The sequence below is a fragment of the Streptomyces sp. NPDC096311 genome, from assembly GCF_044763085.1.
Taxonomy (GTDB): Bacteria; Actinomycetota; Actinomycetes; order Streptomycetales; family Streptomycetaceae; genus Streptomyces.
In genome coordinates, this window is the sequence record NZ_JBIWFN010000008.1 from 28,143 (window position 1) to 46,431 (window position 18,289).

An 18,289-nucleotide genomic window follows, 5' to 3' on the forward strand; every position below is an offset into this window, starting at 1 on the left:
TACCTGATTCACGAGACCACCCGAGGAGATACGAGAACCGTGACGGACATCGTCGACGAGCTGAAGTGGCGCGGGCTGTTCGCCCTGTCCACCGACGAAGATGCATTGCGCAAGGCGCTCGCGGACGGTCCCGTCACGTTCTATTGCGGCTTCGACCCGACCGCGGCCAGCCTGCACGTGGGCCACCTGGTGCAGGTCCTCACCATGCGTCGTCTCCAGCAGGCGGGCCTGCGCCCGCTGGCCCTGGTCGGCGGCGCGACGGGCCAGATCGGCGACCCGCGCCCGACCGCCGAGCGCACGCTGAACGACCCGGAGACGATCGCGAACTGGGTGACGCGCCTGCGCTCGCAGATCGAGCCGTTCCTGTCCTTCGAGGGCGAGAACGCCGCGGTCATGGTGAACAACCTGGACTGGACGGCCGGCCTGTCGGCCATCGAGTTCCTGCGGGACATCGGCAAGCACTTCCGCGTCAACAAGATGCTGACGAAGGACTCCGTGGCCCGGCGCCTGGAGTCCGAGGAAGGCATCAGCTACACGGAGTTCAGCTACCAGTTGTTGCAGGGCATGGACTTCCTGGAGCTGTACCGACGCCACGGCTGTACGTTGCAGCAGGGCGGCAGCGACCAGTGGGGCAACCTCACCGCGGGCCTGGACCTGATCCACCGCCTGGAGCCGCACGCAGGCGTGCACGCGCTGGCGACACCGCTGATGACCAAGGCGGACGGCACCAAGTTCGGCAAGACCGAGGGCGGCGCCATCTGGCTCGACCCCGAGATGACGACGCCGTACGCGTTCTACCAGTTCTGGCTGAACGTGGACGACCGGGACGTCTCGACGTACCTGCGGATCCTGTCCTTCAAGTCCCGCGAGGAACTGGAAGAGCTGGAGCAGCAGACCGAGGAGCGCCCCCAGGCCCGCGCCGCCCAGCGCGCGCTGGCCGAGGAGCTGACGACGCTGGTGCACGGCGCCGACCAGACGGCCGCGGTGATCGCCGCGTCCAAGGCTCTCTTCGGCCAGGGCGAGCTGACCGGGCTCGACGACAGGACGCTGGCCGCGGCGCTCTCCGAGGTGCCGCACATCCAGGTCGCCGAGCTCGGCCCGGTGGTGGACCTCTTCGCGGAGGTCGGCCTGGTGGCCAGCAAGTCGGCCGCGCGCCGCACGGTCAAGGAGGGCGGTGCCTACGTGAACAACGTCAAGGTCACCGCCGAGGACGCGGTCCCCGCCAAGGAGGACCTGCTGCACGGACGCTGGCTGGTACTGCGCCGGGGCAAGAAGAACCTGGCGGCGGTGGAGGTCGCAGAGGCCTAGACACGGGTCGCAGAGGCCTGGACACGAGTCGCTGAGGTCTGGACACGATGAGGGGCGGTTTCCCGTGCGGAGACCGCCCCTTCGTCGTACCTGGTCAACCGGGCTTCGTACCCGCCCGTCAGGCTCTCTGCTTGTTGCCCCGCAGCGCCATGTACGCCATGTCGCCGAGGAAGACGATGATGATCGCGGCCACGAGCTGGAAGGCGTGCCGACTCCAGTCGATGCCTCGGGTCTCGGCGACGCCGACCGCCCGGGCGATCGCGTTGCCGACGATGGCTCCGAGGATGCCGAAGATGGTGGTCAGCCAGAGTGGGCTGTGCTGCTTGCCCGGAAGGATCGCCTTGGCCAGCAGGCCCAGCACGAAGCCCACGATGATCGCCCACAACCAGCCCATGTCTGCCTCCTAGTACGGCTCTACGTGAGCATTACGCCCAGTCTCGGCGTGTGCGCCATACGGCGCATGTCGGGCGCGGCCGTACGCGCTACGGCGCATCATGTCCACCCGGACCGGACCTGCCCCGGTCTCGAAGGCGACGGAGCCGCGGCGTAACGTGGAACGTGTTCGGGCCTGCTGTCAGACCGGGTCCGGACCGGGTACGGGCCGGGGAGAGTCCGACACAGAGCAGGTGGTGGAACGTGATGCGGAAGCAGAGCAAAAGCCAGGTCTTCCGGATCACCGGGGCCAGGCAGGGGCTCGACGAGGACGTCCGCGGCAGGCAGCGCCGCTATGTCATCTCGATGTCCGTCCGTACGGTCGCCGTGATCCTCGCCGCGACCCTCTGGAACGTGGAGCGGCACGTCGCAATCGTCGCACTGGCACTCGGCATACTCCTCCCCTACATCTCCGTGGTGATCGCCAACGCCGGACGGGAGAACGCGCCGTCGCTGCCGTCGACGTTCGTCAACGTGCCCGGCCCCGCGATGATCGCGCCGCCGCGCCCGGACGCCTCCGCGGAATCCGTCCCGGAGGATGTCGTGACCGACCCCGGGGTACGTCCGGGAGGCGGCCCGCACGAGCGGGCCGAGCCCGACTCGACCCTCACCTGACCACGGGGGATCCGCCGAAAACGGAATCCGATCGCGCACCAAGCTCAAGAAAAGCTCAGATCAATCATGTTGTTCCGGTGCCGGGCAGCGGGCTGGCCGTGACATACTTCGTACGCGCTCCGCATCCCCCGTCGGAGCGACAGACCGACGCCGGGCAGCTCCCCCCGTGGCTGCTCGGCGTCGCCTTTTCGGGGCCGTTTAGGGTTGAGGCGTGACTTTCCCGCTCCCCGACATGTCCCCGGCCCCCAGCACTCCGCAGTGCTCCGCCAAGGGCTGCCGCACCGATGCCGTATGGGTGCTCGCCTGGAACAACCCGAAGCTGCACACGCCCGAGCGGCGCAAGACGTGGCTCGCCTGCGAGGAGCACCGCGAGCACCTGTCCACGTTCCTCGACGTGCGGGGCTTCTTGAAGGACGTGGTGCGGCTGGAGGACTGGGAGGACCCGGGGGTCTGAGCTCGCCTCGGCACGGCAGTGCGCCACCCAGGCCCTGGCCCTAGCCGCCGATCGACGACATCGGTCTGGCCGGCTGGAGGAACGACGGGTCGTCCAGGCCCGAGCCCGCCTTCTTGCCCCACATCGCGAGGCGCCAGATGCGGGCGATCTCCTCGTCGGGGGCGTCCGAGCGAAGGGCGGTGCGCAGGTCGGTCTCCTCGGTGGCGAACAGACAGTTGCGTATCTGGCCGTCGGCCGTCAGGCGCGTGCGGTCGCAGGCCGCGCAGAACGGGCGGGTGACCGAGGCGATCACGCCGACGCGGTGCGGGCCGCCGTCCACGAGCCAGCGCTCGGCCGGGGCGGAACCCCGCTCGTCGGCGCCCTCCTCGGTGAGCACGAAGCGCGTCCGCAGCGAGGCGAGTATGTCGCCCGCGGTGACCATGCCCTCGCGCTTCCAGCCGTGCTGGGCGTCCAGGGGCATCTGCTCGATGAAGCGCAGCTCGTAGTCGTGCTCCACCGCCCAGGCCAGGAGGTCGGGGGCCTCGTCGTCGTTGAGGCCCGGCATCAGCACGCAGTTGACCTTGACGGGGGTCAGGCCGGCGTCGCGGGCGGCTTCGAGGCCCGCGATGACGTCCTGGTGGCGGTCACGGCGGGTGAGGGTCTTGAAGACATCGGGGCGCAGGGTGTCCAGCGAGACGTTCACCCGGTCCAGACCCGCGGCCTTCAGGGCGGCAGCGGTGCGTCTGAGGCCGATGCCGTTGGTCGTCAGGGACATCTTGGGGCGGGGTTCGAGCGCGGCGGCCCGCTCCACGATGCCCACGACGCCGGGGCGCAGCAGGGGTTCTCCGCCGGTGAAGCGGACCTCGGTGATGCCGAGGCGGGTGACCGCTATCTCGATGAGACGGACGATCTCGTCGTCCGTGAGCAGGTCGGGCTTGCCCAGCCACTGCAGGCCCTCTTCGGGCATGCAGTACGTGCACCGGAGATTGCACCTGTCCGTCAGTGAGACGCGCAGGTCGGTGGCCACTCGGCCATAGGTGTCGATGAGCACGTGGGCCCCCTCCCTCATTGCGGATCACTTCTACTCGACACGAACGAGCCTACGTGACACGACTGACATCAACCCCGGCCGGATCCCACGAGACGCGGCGCGGCCGCGTCGTAGAGATCTACGACACGGCCGTCGGCGAGGGGGATCAGTGTGCTCCGGTGCCTGTCAGGGACCGCACCTCCAGCTCGGCGTACTTGCCGGCGTCGGGCTCCTCCTTGGACAGGAGCGTGCCGAGCCAGCCCAGCAGGAAGCCGACCGGGATCGAGATGAGGCCCGGGTTCTCCAGCGGGAACCAGTGGAAGTCGACGTCGGGGAACATCGAGGTGGGCTTGCCCGAGACCACCGGCGAGAACAGCACCAGTCCGACCGCCGTGACCAGACCGCCGTAGATCGACCACAGCGCGCCCTGGGTGGTGAACCGCTTCCAGAAGAGGCTGTAGAGGATCGTCGGCAGGTTGGCGGAGGCGGCGACCGCGAAGGCGAGCGCGACCAGACCTGCGACGTTCAGGTCGCGGGCGAGGGCGCCCAGCAGAATGGACACGGCGCCGATGCCCACCGTCGCGTAGCGGGCGGCGGTCATCTCCTGTTTCTCCGTGGCCTGCCCCCTCTTGATGACGTTCGCGTAGATGTCGTGCGCGAACGAGGAGGACGAGGCCAGGGTCAGGCCGGCGACGACGGCGAGGATCGTGGCGAAGGCGACGGCGGAGATGGAGGCGAGCAGGATGGCGCCCCAGTTGGAGTCGACGCCTCCCAGGTGCAGTGCCAGGAGTGGCGCGGCGGTGTTGCCCGCCTTGTTGGAGGCGATGATCTCGTCGGGTTTGATCAGCGCGGCGGCGCCGAAGCCGAGGGCGAGGGTCATCAGGTAGAAGGCGCCGATGAGGCCGATCGCCCAGTTCACCGACTTCCGCGCGGTCTTCGCCGTGGGCACGGTGTAGAAGCGGATGAGGATGTGCGGCAGGCCCGCGGTGCCCAGGACCAGCGCCATGCCCAGGGAGATGAAGTCCAGCTTGGTGGTGGACGTGGCGCCGTACTTGAGGCCGGGCTCCAGGAAGGGCGCGCCCTTGCCGCTGTTGTCGGCGGCCTTGCCGAGCAGGTCGGAGATGTTGAAGTTGAACTTCAGCAGCACCAGGAAGGTGAGCAGCAGGGCGCCGATGATCAGCAGGACGGCCTTGACCATCTGGACCCAGGTGGTGCCCTTCATGCCGCCGATGGTGACGTACACGATCATCAGGACGCCGACGAGGGCGACGATGCCGATCTTGCCGCCGTCGCTGGTGATGCCGAGGAGCAGCGAGACCAGGACGCCCGCGCCGGCCATCTGGGCCAGCAGGTAGAAGATCGACACGACGATGGTGGAGGTGCCCGCGGCCGTACGGACCGGGCGCTGGCGCATCCGGTACGCCAGTACGTCGCCCATGGTGTAGCGGCCGGAGTTGCGCAGCGGCTCGGCGACCAGGAGGAGGGCCACCAGCCAGGCGACCAGGAAGCCGATGGAGTAGAGGAAGCCGTCGTACCCGAAGAGGGCGATCGCGCCCGCGATGCCGAGGAACGAGGCCGCGGACATGTAGTCGCCGGAGACGGCCAGGCCGTTCTGGAAGGCGGTGAACTGTCGTCCGCCCGCGTAGAAGTCGGCGGCGTCCTTGGTCTGGCGGCCCGCCCAGACGGTGATGACGAGGGTCGCGGCGACGAACACCGCGAAGAGGGTGATGATCAGCGGCCGGTGCTGGCTGGCCTCACCGGCGGCGAGCACGGTCGTCTGTACGGGGCTCATGCGTCGCCCTCCAGCCGGGACTTGATCGCTTCGCCCTTGGGGTCGAGCTTCGCGGCGGCGTACCGCGCGTACCACCAGGCGATGAGGAACGTGGTGAGGAACTGGGCGAGCCCGAGGACCAGGGCGACGTTGATGTTGCCGACCACCTGGGTGCCCATGAAGTCGCCCGCGTAGTTCGAGAGCAGGACGTACAGCAGGTACCAGGCGATGAAGGCGACGGTCAGCGGGAAGGCGAAGGAGCGGTGCGAGCGGCGCAGTTCGGCGAACTCGGCGCTCTCCTGCACCTCGACGAACTGCTCGGTCGAGGGCAGCCGGGGATCGGCCTTCGAAGGGGGCGGTGCGTCGGTAGCCACGAAGTCTCCTCGCGTTGCGGGTGCGGTTACGACGGTGGACGGGGGCGAGTCGGGGCTCGCGGACGGGGACGGCTGGGGTGCGGACATACGGTTGCGACCTCACAATGACCTGGATCACGTAACCAAGAGTGATGAATTTACTCCGGTGCGTGATCCAACAGGGGGCTCGATCGTCCTCGGGCTCCCTGCTCAAGGTCACGGCGCCACGCGTGGACCGGTTCAACTCCCCCGGCGTCTTTCGCAAGTCGCTCCCGGCTTCTTTCGGAAGTCATTTGCGGTTTCTTTGGGAAGTCGTTGCTGACCAGCCGGGACGGGAGATAGCTTCGGCCTGCAGTACTCGTCATGCACCTGCCGAAGTGCCACCCGCACCAGCCTCAGCACCCTCACGCACCTGCCCGAGCACCACCTGTGTTCGGGCGGCTTTCGTTTCCGGATGATGTGGAGATCCCATGGCTCATCTGCGTTCCAGACGTCGCCTCGCCCTCGCGGTGCCGGTCGTCCTGTCCCTCACCGCCTCGCTCGGTTTCCTGCCGGGCGCCGCGTCGGCCGCCCCGCTGACCGCGTCCGCCACGACGAGCGCGGACGGCCCCGGCCTCGCGTACGTGGTCAACACCAGGACGGACCACCGCACCATCGAGTCGGTGGAGAAGGCGATCTCCGCGGCGGGCGGCACCGTCGTCATCGCCTACGAGAAGATCGGCGTGATCGTCGTCCATTCCGCCAACCCGGACTTCGGCAAGCGGATCCGCGCCGTGCGCGGGGTGCAGTCGGCGGGCGCGACCCGTACCGCGCCGCTGACGGCCGCGGGGACGACGGACGAGGGCGCGGCGCAGATGCTGTCCGCCGCCGAGGCCGCCAAGGTCTCCAGGACCGCCGCCTCGGGCGAGGAGCCCCTGGAAGCCGATCAGTGGGACCTGCGCGCGATCGGCGCCGACAAGGCCGCGAAGACCAACCCGGGCAGCAAGAGCGTGACGGTCGCCGTGATCGACGTCGGCGTCGACGACACCCACCCGGACATCGCCCCGAACTTCTCCCCCTCGCAGTCCGCGAACTGCGTGGGCGGCAAGCCGGACACCACGTACGGCGCGTGGCGCCCCGTGGACGCCGACCACTACCACGGCACCCATGTCGCGGGGGAGATAGCCGCCGCCCGCAACGGCATCGGCGTCGCGGGTGTCGCACCCGGTGTGAAGGTCTCGGGCATCACCGTGGCCGAGCCGGACGCGAGCCAGCTCTTCTACCCGGAGAGCGTCGTCTGCGCCTTCGTCTTCGCCGCCGACCACGGCGTCGAGATCACCAACAACAGCTACTACGTGGACCCGTGGCTCTACAACTGCCTCGACGACCCCGACCAGAGGGCCATCGTCGACGCCGTCAACCGGGCCCAGCTGTACGCCCAGAAGAAGGGCACCCTCAACGTCGCCGCGGCGGGCAACTCCAACGACGACCTCGACTCGAACGCCCTCGCCGACGCCTCCAGCCCCGACGACTCGACCGCCGTGACCCGCACGGTCGACCCGCACAAGTGCTTCGACGTACCGACCCAGCTGCCGGGCGTCGTCACGGTCGCCTCGACCGGCGTCACCGGTGCCAAGTCGTACTTCTCCAGTTACGGCAAGGGCGTCATCGATGTCGCCGCGCCGGGCGGCGACAAGTACCAGATCCCGGACACGCCGTCGAAGAACGGCCGCATCCTGTCGACGATGCCGAACAACCAGTACGGCTTCCTGCAAGGCACGTCGATGGCGACGCCGCACGTCGCGGGCGTGGCCGCGCTGCTGAAGTCCAGGTACCCCTGGGCCTCGCCGGCCCAGCTCCAGGCACTCCTCAAGGCCGAGGCGGACAACCCCGGTTGCCCGACCGCCCCCTACGACGGGGACGGCGACGGCGTCGTGGACGCCACCTGCGTGGGCGGCAAGCACGTGAACGGCTTCTACGGAGCCGGGATCGTCAACGCGCTGCGCGCGGTCAAGTAAGTCCCGTCAAGTAAGTCCGGCCGGACGTCACATGAGCTTCCGCACGGCTCGTACCGCTCGTACCGCTCGTACCGCGAATGATCTGGAGACTCCATGACCGCGCCTCGCAAGCGCTCCCGCCGCGCCATAGCCCTCCCGCTCGGGATGGCCACGGCGACGGCCCTCGCCTTCCTGCCGAACGTCAGCGCCTCGGCGGCCGACTCCGACAGCTCCGCCACGCGGACCGCCACGACGACGACGGCGGATGCGACCGCCCTCAGCTATGTCGTCAACGTCCGCCCCGGACACGGCACTTCCGCCTCCGTGAAGAAGGCCATCGCCAAGGCGGGCGGCACGATAGTGACGTCGTACGACCGGATCGGCGTGATCGTCGTGCACTCCTCGAACGCCGACTTCGCCAAGACGATCCGCGGCGTACGCGGCGTGCAGTCGGCCGGCAACACGCGCAACGCGCCGCTGCCCGCGCAGTCGACCACCGACATGGGCGCGCCCCAGGTGCTCACCGCGGCGCAGGAGAAGGCCGCGAGCGCCGAGGCCGCCGCCGGGCAGGACCCGCTGGAGTCCCTCCAGTGGGACCTGCCCGCCATCAAGGCGGACAAGGCGCACGAGAAGACCCTCGGCAGCAGCAAGGTGACGGTCGCCGTGATCGACACCGGTGTCGACGACACGCACCCCGACATCGCGCCGAACTTCGACCGCGACGCCTCGGTCAACTGTGTGACGGGCAAGCCGGACACCACCGACGGGGCCTGGCGGCCGACCGCCGCGGAGAGCCCGCACGGCACGCATGTCGCGGGCGAGATCGCGGGCGCCAAGAACGGCGTCGGCATCACCGGGGTCGCGCCCGGCGTGAAGGTCGCCGGCATCAAGGTGGCCACGACGGCCGGCTACTTCTACACCGAGGCCGTCGTCTGCGGTTTCGTGTGGGCCGCCGAGCACCACGTCGACGTGACCAACAACAGCTATTACACCGACCCCTGGTACTTCAACTGCAAGGACGACCCGGACCAGAAGGCGCTGGTCGACGCGATCACCCGCGCCTCGCAGTACGCGGAGCACAAGGGCACCGTCAACGTCGCCGCGGCGGGCAACGAGAACTACGACCTGGCCGCCGACTCGATCACCGACCCGGTCTCCCCGAACGACGGCACGCCCTCGGACCGGGTGATCGACCCCTCCAAGTGCTACGACATCCCCACCCAGCTGCCGGGGGTGGTCACCGTGGCCGCGACGGGCGCCAAGGGCATCAAGTCGTCCTTCTCCAACCACGGCCTGGGCGTCATCGACGTCGCCGCGCCCGGCGGCGACTCGACGCGCTACCAGACCCCGACACCGCCCGCCACCAGCGGCCTGATCCTCGGCCCGCTGCCCGGCGGCACATGGGGCTACATGGCCGGCACGTCGATGGCGTCCCCGCACGTCGCGGGCGTCGCCGCCCTCATCAAGTCGACCCACCCGCACGCCTCCGCCGCCCTGGTGAAGGCGCTGCTGTACGCGAAGGCCGACGCCACGCCGTGCACCGACCCCTACGACATCGACGGCGACGGCAAGGTCGACGCGGTGTGCGAGGGCACGAAGAACCACAACGGCTTCTACGGCTGGGGCACCGTCAACGCGTTGCGGGCGGTCACGAAGTGACCGCGTGAGCGAAGGGGGCCGGGCGGTTGCCCCGGCCCCCTTTCCCCTGTTGATCCAGTACACCCGGCATAGTGCCGTCATGACGCGTACGGACTTCGCGTGGGCCGCTCTGGGCGGCGACCCCGCACTCACCGCACAGATCTCGGCCGTCGCACGGGAGGGGGTGCTGCCCGCACGGCTGCCGGTGCGCGGGACGGCCCGGGCGTGTGTCGCGGCCTGTGCCCTCGCCGGGGCCGAGCTGACCGCAGGCCGCACCGGAGGGAAAGTGCCCGGGGTGCGCGTCGACGACGGGGCTGTCGCCACCGCCTTCCACAGTGAGCGACACCTGCGCGTCGACGGCCGTGAGCCGGTCAACTTCGCCCCGCTGTCCCGGTTCTGGCGGACGGCGGACGGCTGGGTCCGCACCCACGCGAACTATCCGCACCACCAAGAGCGGCTGCTGAGCGCGCTGGGCGTGCCGGAGGGCCGGGGCTCCCTCACCGAGGTGGTCGCCGAAACGCTCGCCGAGCGATCGGCCCTCGAGGTGGAGGAGACCGTGTACGCGGCCGGCGGGCTCGCGATCGCCCTGCGCACGCCCGGCCAGTGGGCGGCGCATCCCCAGGGGCGGGCCATCGCCGCACACCCGCTGGTGACCCGCGAGCGGCTGGACACGGCTCCCGTACGACGGCTCGCCCCGCTCGCCGGGGATCCACTGCTGCCCGCGGCGGGCATCCGCGTGCTGGACCTCACCCGGGTCATCGCGGGCCCGGTGGCCACCCGCACGCTCGCCCTCCTCGGCGCGGACGTCCTGCGGATCGACAGCCCGCGCCTGCCCGAAATCGACGACCAGCACGCCGACCTGGACTTCGGGAAGCGGTCCGCCACGCTCGACCTGTCGGCGCGCGGGGACCGCTCGGCCTTCGAGGAGCTGCTCGCCGAGGCCGATGTCGTCGTCACCGGGTACCGGCCCGGCGCACTGGACCGGTTCGGGCTCTCCCCGGGGGCACTGGCCGAGCGGCGGCCCGGTCTTGTGGTGGCGCAGTTGTCGGCGTGGGGCGGGTACGGGCCGTGGTCCGGGCGGCGGGGCTTCGACAGTCTGGTGCAGGTCGCCACCGGGATCGCGCGGATCGAGGGGTCGGCGGAGCGGCCGGGTGCGCTGCCCGCGCAGGCCCTCGACCACGGCACGGGGTACCTGCTGGCCGCCGCGGTGCTCCGGTCGCTCACCGAGCAGACCCGGGAGGGCGGGACGCGGCTCGTCCGGCTGGCGCTCGCGCGGACGGCCGCGTGGCTGGTGGACGCGCCGGCGCACCGGGACGAGGAGCCCGCCGACGCCTCGTACGGATCGGGCCCCTGGCTCACCGAGACAGACAGCGACCTGGGCCGGCTCAGATACGCACGGTCGCCCGTCTCCTTCGCCGGCGGGCCCCGCGACTGGGCGCGGCCGCCCGGACGTTGGGGGACGGACCCGGCCCGGTGGGCGTGAGCGAGGCGTCGGCCGGAAACGTACCTATGGGCGGAATGCCGAACCACCGCTTGTTTCCCTGCACTTGCCCGGTTCTGTGCCGACTGGTGAAGATCTTGGGGTGACCTTGATACGACCGACAGCCGAGGCGGCGGGCGCGAGTGGTCCGGCGCGGCGCCCCGCCGCCGGAGGCGCCGTCGCCCTGCTCGTCCTGGTGGCCGTGGCCGCCCTGATCCCGCTGCTCGGTCCGCGCTCCGTGCTGGACGGCACCGGCGAGGCAGCCGCCCCCGGCGTCGGCGGCATCGCCCTGCTGCGCGCGGTCTTGTTCGCGGCGCTGTGCGTCCCCGTGGGCGAACTGTTCGCGGCCCGGCTGGCCCGCCGGGTGCCGGGCGCGCCGCTGGAGCACGCGCCCCACAGCTGGGCGCCCTACGCCGCGGCGGTCGGATTCGTCGCCGCGCTGGGGCTCGCCTCGGTGGTGGCCACCGGCAATCTGCTGCCGCATCACCTCTCCGACATGGACGTCGGCGGGCTCTACGAGAGTCGGGACGGCAAGCTGGCGCTCCTGGAGGTCAACGCGTTCCTGGCCGCCGGGCTCTGCGCCCTGTCACGGAGACCGGCCGCCCAGGTGTGGCCGCTGGCCGCGGTGGCCCTCGCGGAGGCGCTGCGCGCCCACGCGGCGCCGGAGCACGGCCCGCTCGTCGGTTCCGGTCTGACGCTCGTTCACGTGACCTGCGCGGCCCTGTGGACGGGCGGCCTGCTGCACGTGCTGCGGATGCTGCGCGCCTGGCGCGTCTCCTCGGAGGCGGAGGCCGCGCAGACGACAAAGACGGCCGGGACGGCGGTTTCGGCGGACGCGGCCGGCGCGGCGCTTCTGGGCCTCTACGCGCGCGTGGCCGCCGTCCTGTTCGCGGCGCTCACCGCGACGGGCGCGTGGAGCGCACTGCGCCGCATGCCGCCCGGCACGGTCCTGGACCAGCTGACGGCCACGTCGTACGGGCGCACCCTGCTCGCCAAGCTGGTACTGGTGGCCGTCGTCGCCGTGCTGGCGCTGCTCGCGCGGCTGCGGCTGCGCCGGGCCGCCGACCGGCTCAGCGCCTGTGTGCCCGCTCGCGCGGAGGTGGTGGCACTGGGCCTGGTCGTGGCGGTGTCGGGGCTGCTGACGGCGCTTCCGCTGCCGATCAGGTGGTCATGAGCCGTTGGTGACGAGCACCTTGAGGGCGGTGCGCTCGTCCATCGCCTTGTAGCCCTCGGGCACGCCCTCCAGACCGACGGTCATGTCGAAGACGGGCGACGGGTCGATGGTGCCGTCCAGGATGTCGGGCAGCAGCTCCGGGATGTACGCCCGCACCGGCGCCACACCGCCGCGCAGCGCGATGTTCCGGTCGAACATCACGCCCAGGTCGAGGCCCGTGCCGCTGCCGTGCGGCACGCCGACGAAGCCGATGGCGCCGCCGTCGCGGGTGATGTTCACGGCCGTCCGCATGGACTGCTCGGTGCCGACCGCCTCCACGACGGCGTGCGCGCCCTGGCCGCGGGTCAGCTCGCGGACGGCCTCGACGGCCGCCTCGCCGCGTTCGGCGACGACGTCCGTGGCGCCGAAGGCACGCGCGATGTCCGTACGTGCCTGGTGGCGTCCGAGCGCGATGATCCGCTCGGCGCCGAGCCGCTTGGCGGCCAGCACGGCGCACAGCCCGACGGCGCCGTCCCCGACGACCGCGACGGTGGCGCCCTTGCGGGCTCCCGCGCCGAGGGCCGCGTGGTGACCGGTGCCCATGACGTCGGAGAGCGTCAGCAGGGCCGACAGCAGGTGATCGTCGGAGGCCGCCTCCTTGGGCAGCTGTACGAGGGTGCCGTCGGCGAAGGGAACGCGCACGGCCTCGCCCTGACCGCCGTCGTAGCCGACCGCGCCCCAGAAGCCGCCGTGCTCGCAGGAGGTGGTGAGGCCCTCGCGGCAGTAGTCGCAGACGCCGTCCGACCACATGAAGGGCGCGACGACCAGGTCGCCGCGGCGGACGCCGGTCACGTCGGAGCCGGTCTCCTCGACGATGCCGAGGAACTCGTGCCCGATCCGCTGCCCCGCCTGTCGGGCCGCCTCGCCCCGGTAGGCCCACAGGTCGCTGCCGCAGATACAGGACCGCAGCACCCGCACGACCGCGTCGGTGGGCAGTTTCACCAGGGGCTCGGGGACGTCCTCCACGCGCATGTCGAACGGGGCGTGGATGGTGGTGGCGCGCATGACGAGGATCCTTCTCGGCCGATCGGCTGGGTGAGATGCGCTCAGGGGGTGGTTGAGCGCATCTCACCGTACGCCGCCCTCGCCGCGGTATGCGCGCCGAGGGTGCTCTGCACTCCGCTGACCAGCAGGAACTGGGCGGCGGCATAGGTCAGCATGATCCAGAAGTCCGGCCTCGGGAGCTGCGGCCAGTCGGCGACGCCGGTGGCGATGAGGGTGTCGGACAGCAGGAAGAGCGCCCCGCCCGCGCCCGCGACGGGCCCGAGCCGGGTGCTGGTGGCCGCCATCGCGGTCAGCAGCAGGCTGTAGCCCGCGACGGGGATACGCAGGCCGGCCGGCAGATCGGGCCACAGGAGGGTGACGGTGACGACGAGGGCGAGGACGTACGCGCCACCGAGCCAGACCGACGGCCCACGCACGTCTGGAGCGCGGTGCGGCGAATCCGGCCTTCTGAAGAGCAGGAGATAGCAGACGTGACCGGCCGCGAAGGAGGCCATCCCCACGAGGAAGGCCGGGTCGGCGTCGGACAGCAGCAGGACGTCGCCGCCCCAGCCGCAGAGCAGGGCGGCCACCAGGAGCCGCGGTCCGCCGCGTACGACCGCGTGGGCGGCGAGCAGGGGCATCAGAAGCGGCTTGGCGACCAGGTGCCCCGGGGTGAACCCGACGGCCAGGGAAACGAGGTCCACGGCAGCGGCCACGCCGAAGGAGACGAGCAGCACGCGCGCGTGCCGTGGGCTCACGCGACGGGCTCCGTGACCGGCTCGCGCCCTGCGGACTTCGGCGTCGGCTGCCAGCCGGGCCCGCCGAAGACCCGTCCCGCCCGCTCGCGCCAACCGGTCGCCGCCTTCAGGTCCCTGGCGATGGCGGCGTACTCGTGGGTGGCGACGCGCAGGGGGTTGTAGGTGGCGATGTTCTTGGTGAGCCCGTAGACGGGCCGCTCGGTCTCGGCGACGAAGGACCCGAAGAGCCGGTCCCAGACGATGAGGATCCCGCCGAAGTTGCGGTCCAGATAGCCGCCCTGGGAGGCGTGGTGGACCCGGTGGTGGGAGGGCGTGTTGAGCACGAACTCGAACCAACGGGGCATCTTGTCTATCCGCTCCGTGTGGATCCAGAACTGGTAGACGAGGTTCGCCGACGAGCAGAACGCCAGCGCGGCGGGGTGCACGCCGAGGGCGATCAGCGGCACGTAGAAGGGCCAGACCGTCCAGGTCGTCCAGGGCTGGCGCAGCGCCGTGGTGAGGTTGAACTTCCGGCTGGAGTGGTGGACCACGTGGCAGGCCCACAGGACGCGGATGACGTGGTGCCCGCGGTGCGACCAGTAGTAGAAGAAGTCCTGCCCCAGCAGCATCAGCGGAACGGTCCACCACAGGACGGGCACCCGCAGCGGCGTCAGTTCATAGATCGCCGTATAGATCGCGACGATCGGGATCTTCCACAGGAAGTCGAAGACGAGACTCCCGAGCCCCATGCCGACGCTCGTCGCGGCGTCCTTCGCCTCGTACCCCGCGGCATCGTCGTCCGGATGGATCCTGACGCTCACCACCTCGATCACGGTGAGCAGCACGAAGGCGGGTATCGACCACAGCACGACATCGGGCAGGTTCGGCATGGATGCACCGTAGAACCGCAGCTCGGCCGCGGCTAGACGTTGTTACCCACAAGTATTACCGAGGGTACGCGCTTGCTTATTGGTGATCTCCGCCAAGAACGCCGACAGGTCCGGACCGATGCTCGTCAGATGTTCACTCGGTGCTCGTCACACCCCGGCCGCCCCCAACAGCACCCCCGCCGCATAGGTGACCCCCATCGCCAGCGCACCCCCGCCCACGTTCCGCAGTACCGCGCGGCCCGGGTCCGCCGAGCCCAGGCGGGCGCTCAGCCAGCCGGTGAGGACCAGGGCGGCCAGTACCGAGAGCACGGTGACGCCCAGGCGCCAGGCCGCCGGTGGCAGGACGATGGCGAGGAGGGGGAGAAGGGCGCCCACGGTGAAAGAGAGGAAGCTCGCCCAGGCCGCGTGCCAGGGGTTGGTGAGGTCGTCGGGGTCGATGCCGAGCTCTACGCGTGCGTGGGCCTTCAAGGCGTCGCGTTCCGTGAGCTGCTCGGCCGCCTCGCGGGCCACCTCGCGGGTCAGGCCGCGCTGCTCCAGGAGTTCGGTCAGCTCCTCGAGTTCGGCAGCCGGCTGTTCACGCAGTTCGCGTCGCTCCAGCGCCAGGGCGGCCTTCTCGGAGTCCAGTTGGGTGGAGACCGAGACGTACTCGCCCGCCGCCATCGACATGGACCCGGCCAGCAGCCCCGCGAGGCCCGCCGTGAGCAGCGCGGAGCGGTCGTCCGTGGCGCCGGCCACGCCGACGACGAGGCCGGCGGTGGAGACGATGCCGTCGTTGGCGCCCAGCACCGCGGCCCGCAGCCAGTTCAGGCGGGAGCCGAGGGTGCCTTCGTGGGCCTCGTCGTGCATGGGTACCGTCACACGGGGAGGATGCCACCTGGCGCGTCACCAGACCCGTACTGACGCTCCCCGCGCGAACACCGGACTCGTCGCGTCCGCCGGGGGTCGCGTCAGCGGTTCGGCCAGTTCCGCCACGGTCGGTCCCGCCTTCACCGCGAGGGCGTCCAGGGCGTCGAGGTCGAAGCCGTACACCCGGGCGGCGTTCCCGCCGACCATCGCGGCGACCTCCTCGCGCGGCACGCCCGCGTACGCGCAGCGCAGGCCCTCCCGGGAGTAGGGGTAGGTGCCCTCGTCGTGCGGGTAGTCGCTGCCCCACATGATCTTGTCGACGCCGATCCGCGCCCGCAGCGGCACCTCGTGCGGGCGCATGAAGCTCGCGCCGACGAAGCAGTTGTCCCGCCAGACGTCCGAGGGGCCCTTGCCCATCGCCTCCGCGAGTCCCGCGCCGAACTTCGACTCCGCCGTCGCCCTCTTCGCCCTCTTCGCCGCCGCCGACAGCCTCCCGTGGTAGTAGTCCAGCATGTCGAGCACCCCGGGGATCCAGCCCGAGCCCTGCTCGGTCAGCACCAGTCTCAGACCGGGGTGACGGCGGAAGGCGCCGCCGAAGATGAGGTGCCAGAGCGCGCGGTGGGAGAACCAGGTCGTCTCGACCATGAAGACCGCGCGGGCCGCCGGTTCCTCGCCCAGGGGCGGCGACGCCGAGCCCGCGTGGTGGTTCACGGGGACGCCCAGCTCCTCGCAGACCGCCCAGATCGGGTCGTACGTCGACGAGTACAGCTCGGGCAGTCCCGAGCCCGGTGGGGTGCCGGGGAGCAGCAGGCCGCCCCTGAGGCCCGCCCGGGAGGCCCACCTGATCTCCTTCACCGCCTCCTCCACGTCGTTCAGGAGGATCTGGAAGACACCCGCGCGGCGGCCCGGCGCGGCGGCGCAGAAGTCCGCGAGCCAGCGGTTGTGGGCGCGCAGGCCCGCCCAGCGCCGTTCGAACTCCTCGACGGTGGGGGCCGGCGCCATCAGGGCGGCCGACGGGAAGAAGGGCGGGATGGTGTTGGGGAACACCACCTCCGCGACGATGCCGTCCTCCTCCAGCTCCGCCAGGCGCCGTGCGGAGTTCCAGTTCTTGTCGGCGGTGTCGGCGAGCAGGTCCTCGTACGGGTTGACATACGTGGCCGCCCACGCGTCGAACGCCTCGTGGTGTTCCTTCGCCAGGTAGGGCCGGTAGTCCAGGAGGTCCGCTCCGGCGTGGCAGTCCGCCGAGATCACGGTGTAGCGGTCGGTCACGGGGTCGTTCGTGGGGGCGTTCACGGCGTCGTCCCCAGGACCGGGAAGTCGTGGCCGGTCAGCCAGTGGCGGCCCACCTCGCGCGAGCGTGCCCAGGACGCCGCCACGGCCGTCTGGTCGTCGCTCTGGCCGAGTTCGGCCGGGGTCGGGCCGATGCGCCGGGCGAGCGGGGTCAGCCGCTCGACGTCGAAGCCGAAGACCTCGGCGGCCGCGAGGCCGAGCATGCGGCGGGTCTCCGCGACCGGGATGTCGTGGAAGGTGCGCCGCAGCCACGCGCGGGTGTCGGGCCAGGTTCCCTCGGGGTGCGGGAAGTCGCTGCCCCAGAGGATGTTGTCGACGCCGATCTCGTAGCGCTGCGCGAGTTCGCGGCGCTTGGTGTTCGTCGCGCAGATGAAGAGCTGGCGGTCGAGGTACTCGTGCGGGGGCCGCTTCAGCTCCTCGAAGGGCGACAGCTTCTTGCCGCCGTGCGCGCCCAGGTAGAGGCGGTCCATGAACCAGAGGAGGTTCGGCAGCCACCAGCAGCCCGACTCCGCGACCCCGAACCTCAGCCCCGGGTGGCGTTCGAAGACGCCCGACCAGAGCAGGAACCACAGGGGGCGCGCGGGCCACCAGGTGCATTCGGAGACGAAGATCCCCAGGTGGTCGCCGTACTCGTGGCGCGGGGCCGCGCCGGAGTGCGTGACCACCGGCATCGCGCACTCGGCGGCGGCCGCCCACACGGGGTCGTAACGGCGGTCGTGGTAGGGCTCCTTGTCGACCCACATGGAGGGGATCATCAGGGCGCCGAGTCCCGACTCCTTGGCGCGGTACACCTCGGCGACGACCGCGTCGGAGGCCGCCGTGATCGGCAGCAGGGCGACCCCGCAGTGCCGTTCGGGGTTCTCCCCGACGAACTCCGCCAGCCAGCGGTTGTGGGCCTGCGCGCCCGCCATGCCGAGCTGCGGGTCGTGGTCGCCGGAGAGACCGAGGCCCACGCCGAAGGGGGCCGCCGTGCGGCTGTCCACGGCGTCGGCGTCCGGGAAGACCACCTCCCCCGCCACACCGTCGCCGTCCAGCTCCTTGAGGCGCTGCGCGGTGTCCCAACCGCCGCGCAGGCCCTCCTCGTTGTCCTGGAACCAGCGGTCGGCGAACGCCTCGTTGCGGATGCCGAGCCGGTTCATCTCCTCGCGGCGCCGGCCCTGGCCCGCGAGGAACTCGTCGAAGTCCCGGTGGAACCGGGAGTCCAGGTAGGGCCGGTACTCCTCGGTGGGGAGCCCGGCGTGGCAGTCGGAGGAGATGATCAGATAGGGGTCCCGCTCGGTCATCGCCCGCCTC

17 protein-coding genes are annotated in these 18,289 nt (G+C 71.0%); 7 read left to right on the forward strand and 10 right to left on the reverse strand.

Features of this window, described 5'->3' with window-relative positions:
* Positions 1-39 precede the first annotated feature (39 nt).
* Complete coding sequence (tyrS, locus tag ACIRA5_RS21115) at positions 40-1,308, forward strand: tyrosine--tRNA ligase (RefSeq protein ID WP_403692813.1); 1,269 nt, start codon at positions 40-42, stop codon at positions 1,306-1,308.
* A 118-nt stretch (positions 1,309-1,426) separates the two neighbouring features.
* Here tyrS and ACIRA5_RS21120 read toward each other — a convergent pair whose 3' ends face one another.
* A complete protein-coding gene (locus tag ACIRA5_RS21120; RefSeq protein ID WP_067364569.1) occupies positions 1,427-1,702 on the reverse strand; it encodes a GlsB/YeaQ/YmgE family stress response membrane protein in 276 nt (91 codons plus the stop codon).
* A 245-nt stretch (positions 1,703-1,947) separates the two neighbouring features.
* Here ACIRA5_RS21120 and ACIRA5_RS21125 point away from each other — a divergent pair, with 245 nt between their 5' ends.
* Both ACIRA5_RS21125 and ACIRA5_RS21130 read left to right on the forward strand, forming a co-directional pair.
* Positions 1,948-2,355 carry a DUF3099 domain-containing protein gene (locus ACIRA5_RS21125; protein WP_352051726.1) on the forward strand — a complete coding sequence of 136 codons (408 nt, stop codon included), beginning with the start codon at positions 1,948-1,950 and terminating at the stop codon, positions 2,353-2,355.
* 232 nt (positions 2,356-2,587) lie between these two features.
* Positions 2,588-2,809, forward strand: coding sequence for a hypothetical protein (locus ACIRA5_RS21130; RefSeq protein ID WP_352051747.1), 222 nt, complete (start codon positions 2,588-2,590; stop codon positions 2,807-2,809).
* A 40-nt stretch (positions 2,810-2,849) separates the two neighbouring features.
* Here ACIRA5_RS21130 and moaA read toward each other — a convergent pair whose 3' ends face one another.
* The 3 genes from moaA to ACIRA5_RS21145 form a co-directional block, all read right to left on the reverse strand.
* Positions 2,850-3,839: a GTP 3',8-cyclase MoaA gene (gene moaA, locus ACIRA5_RS21135; RefSeq protein WP_403692815.1), complete on the reverse strand. Its 990-nt coding sequence runs from the start codon at positions 3,837-3,839 to the stop codon at positions 2,850-2,852.
* Positions 3,840-3,984: 145 nt separating this feature from the next.
* Complete coding sequence (locus tag ACIRA5_RS21140) at positions 3,985-5,610, reverse strand: cation acetate symporter (RefSeq protein WP_060902212.1); 1,626 nt, start codon at positions 5,608-5,610, stop codon at positions 3,985-3,987.
* A complete protein-coding gene (locus ACIRA5_RS21145) occupies positions 5,607-5,963 on the reverse strand; it encodes a DUF485 domain-containing protein (protein WP_060902211.1) in 357 nt (118 codons plus the stop codon). Before ACIRA5_RS21145 ends, ACIRA5_RS21140 begins: the two co-directional genes overlap by 4 nt.
* Before the next feature lie 449 nt (positions 5,964-6,412).
* Between ACIRA5_RS21145 and ACIRA5_RS21150 the strand changes: the two genes are divergently transcribed.
* The 4 genes from ACIRA5_RS21150 to ACIRA5_RS21165 all read left to right on the forward strand — a co-directional run bounded on the left by ACIRA5_RS21150 (position 6,413) and on the right by ACIRA5_RS21165 (position 12,210).
* Positions 6,413-7,939, forward strand: coding sequence for a S8 family serine peptidase (locus ACIRA5_RS21150; protein ID WP_403692819.1), 1,527 nt, complete (start codon positions 6,413-6,415; stop codon positions 7,937-7,939).
* 93 nt (positions 7,940-8,032) lie between these two features.
* A complete protein-coding gene (locus tag ACIRA5_RS21155) occupies positions 8,033-9,577 on the forward strand; it encodes a S8 family peptidase (RefSeq protein WP_403692820.1) in 1,545 nt (514 codons plus the stop codon).
* 79 nt (positions 9,578-9,656) lie between these two features.
* The gene (locus ACIRA5_RS21160) at positions 9,657-11,039 is read left to right on the forward strand and encodes a CoA transferase (protein WP_403692822.1); all 1,383 of its coding nucleotides are present in this window, start codon (positions 9,657-9,659) and stop codon (positions 11,037-11,039) included.
* Between the two features lie 100 nt (positions 11,040-11,139).
* Positions 11,140-12,210, forward strand: a complete 1,071-nt coding sequence (locus ACIRA5_RS21165; RefSeq protein WP_403692824.1) for a CopD family protein — start codon at positions 11,140-11,142, stop codon at positions 12,208-12,210.
* Here the strand turns inward: ACIRA5_RS21165 and ACIRA5_RS21170 are convergent.
* From ACIRA5_RS21170 to ACIRA5_RS21195, 6 genes are all read right to left on the reverse strand, one after another.
* Positions 12,205-13,254, reverse strand: a complete 1,050-nt coding sequence (locus tag ACIRA5_RS21170) for a zinc-dependent alcohol dehydrogenase family protein (RefSeq protein ID WP_403692827.1) — start codon at positions 13,252-13,254, stop codon at positions 12,205-12,207. The genes ACIRA5_RS21165 and ACIRA5_RS21170 overlap by 6 nt on opposite strands.
* 41 nt (positions 13,255-13,295) lie before the next feature.
* Positions 13,296-13,991: a lysoplasmalogenase gene (locus ACIRA5_RS21175; RefSeq protein ID WP_403692828.1), complete on the reverse strand. Its 696-nt coding sequence runs from the start codon at positions 13,989-13,991 to the stop codon at positions 13,296-13,298.
* Positions 13,988-14,860: a sterol desaturase family protein gene (locus ACIRA5_RS21180; RefSeq protein WP_388121285.1), complete on the reverse strand. Its 873-nt coding sequence runs from the start codon at positions 14,858-14,860 to the stop codon at positions 13,988-13,990. Before ACIRA5_RS21180 ends, ACIRA5_RS21175 begins: the two co-directional genes overlap by 4 nt.
* A 147-nt stretch (positions 14,861-15,007) precedes the next feature.
* The gene (locus ACIRA5_RS21185) at positions 15,008-15,718 is read right to left on the reverse strand and encodes a VIT family protein (RefSeq protein WP_352051716.1); all 711 of its coding nucleotides are present in this window, start codon (positions 15,716-15,718) and stop codon (positions 15,008-15,010) included.
* Between the two features lie 24 nt (positions 15,719-15,742).
* Complete coding sequence (locus ACIRA5_RS21190; RefSeq protein ID WP_403692830.1) at positions 15,743-16,999, reverse strand: amidohydrolase family protein; 1,257 nt, start codon at positions 16,997-16,999, stop codon at positions 15,743-15,745.
* Positions 16,996-18,279, reverse strand: coding sequence for an amidohydrolase family protein (locus ACIRA5_RS21195; protein ID WP_403692831.1), 1,284 nt, complete (start codon positions 18,277-18,279; stop codon positions 16,996-16,998). The genes ACIRA5_RS21190 and ACIRA5_RS21195 overlap by 4 nt, the downstream gene beginning before the upstream one ends.
* Between the last annotated feature and the right edge of the window lie 10 nt (positions 18,280-18,289).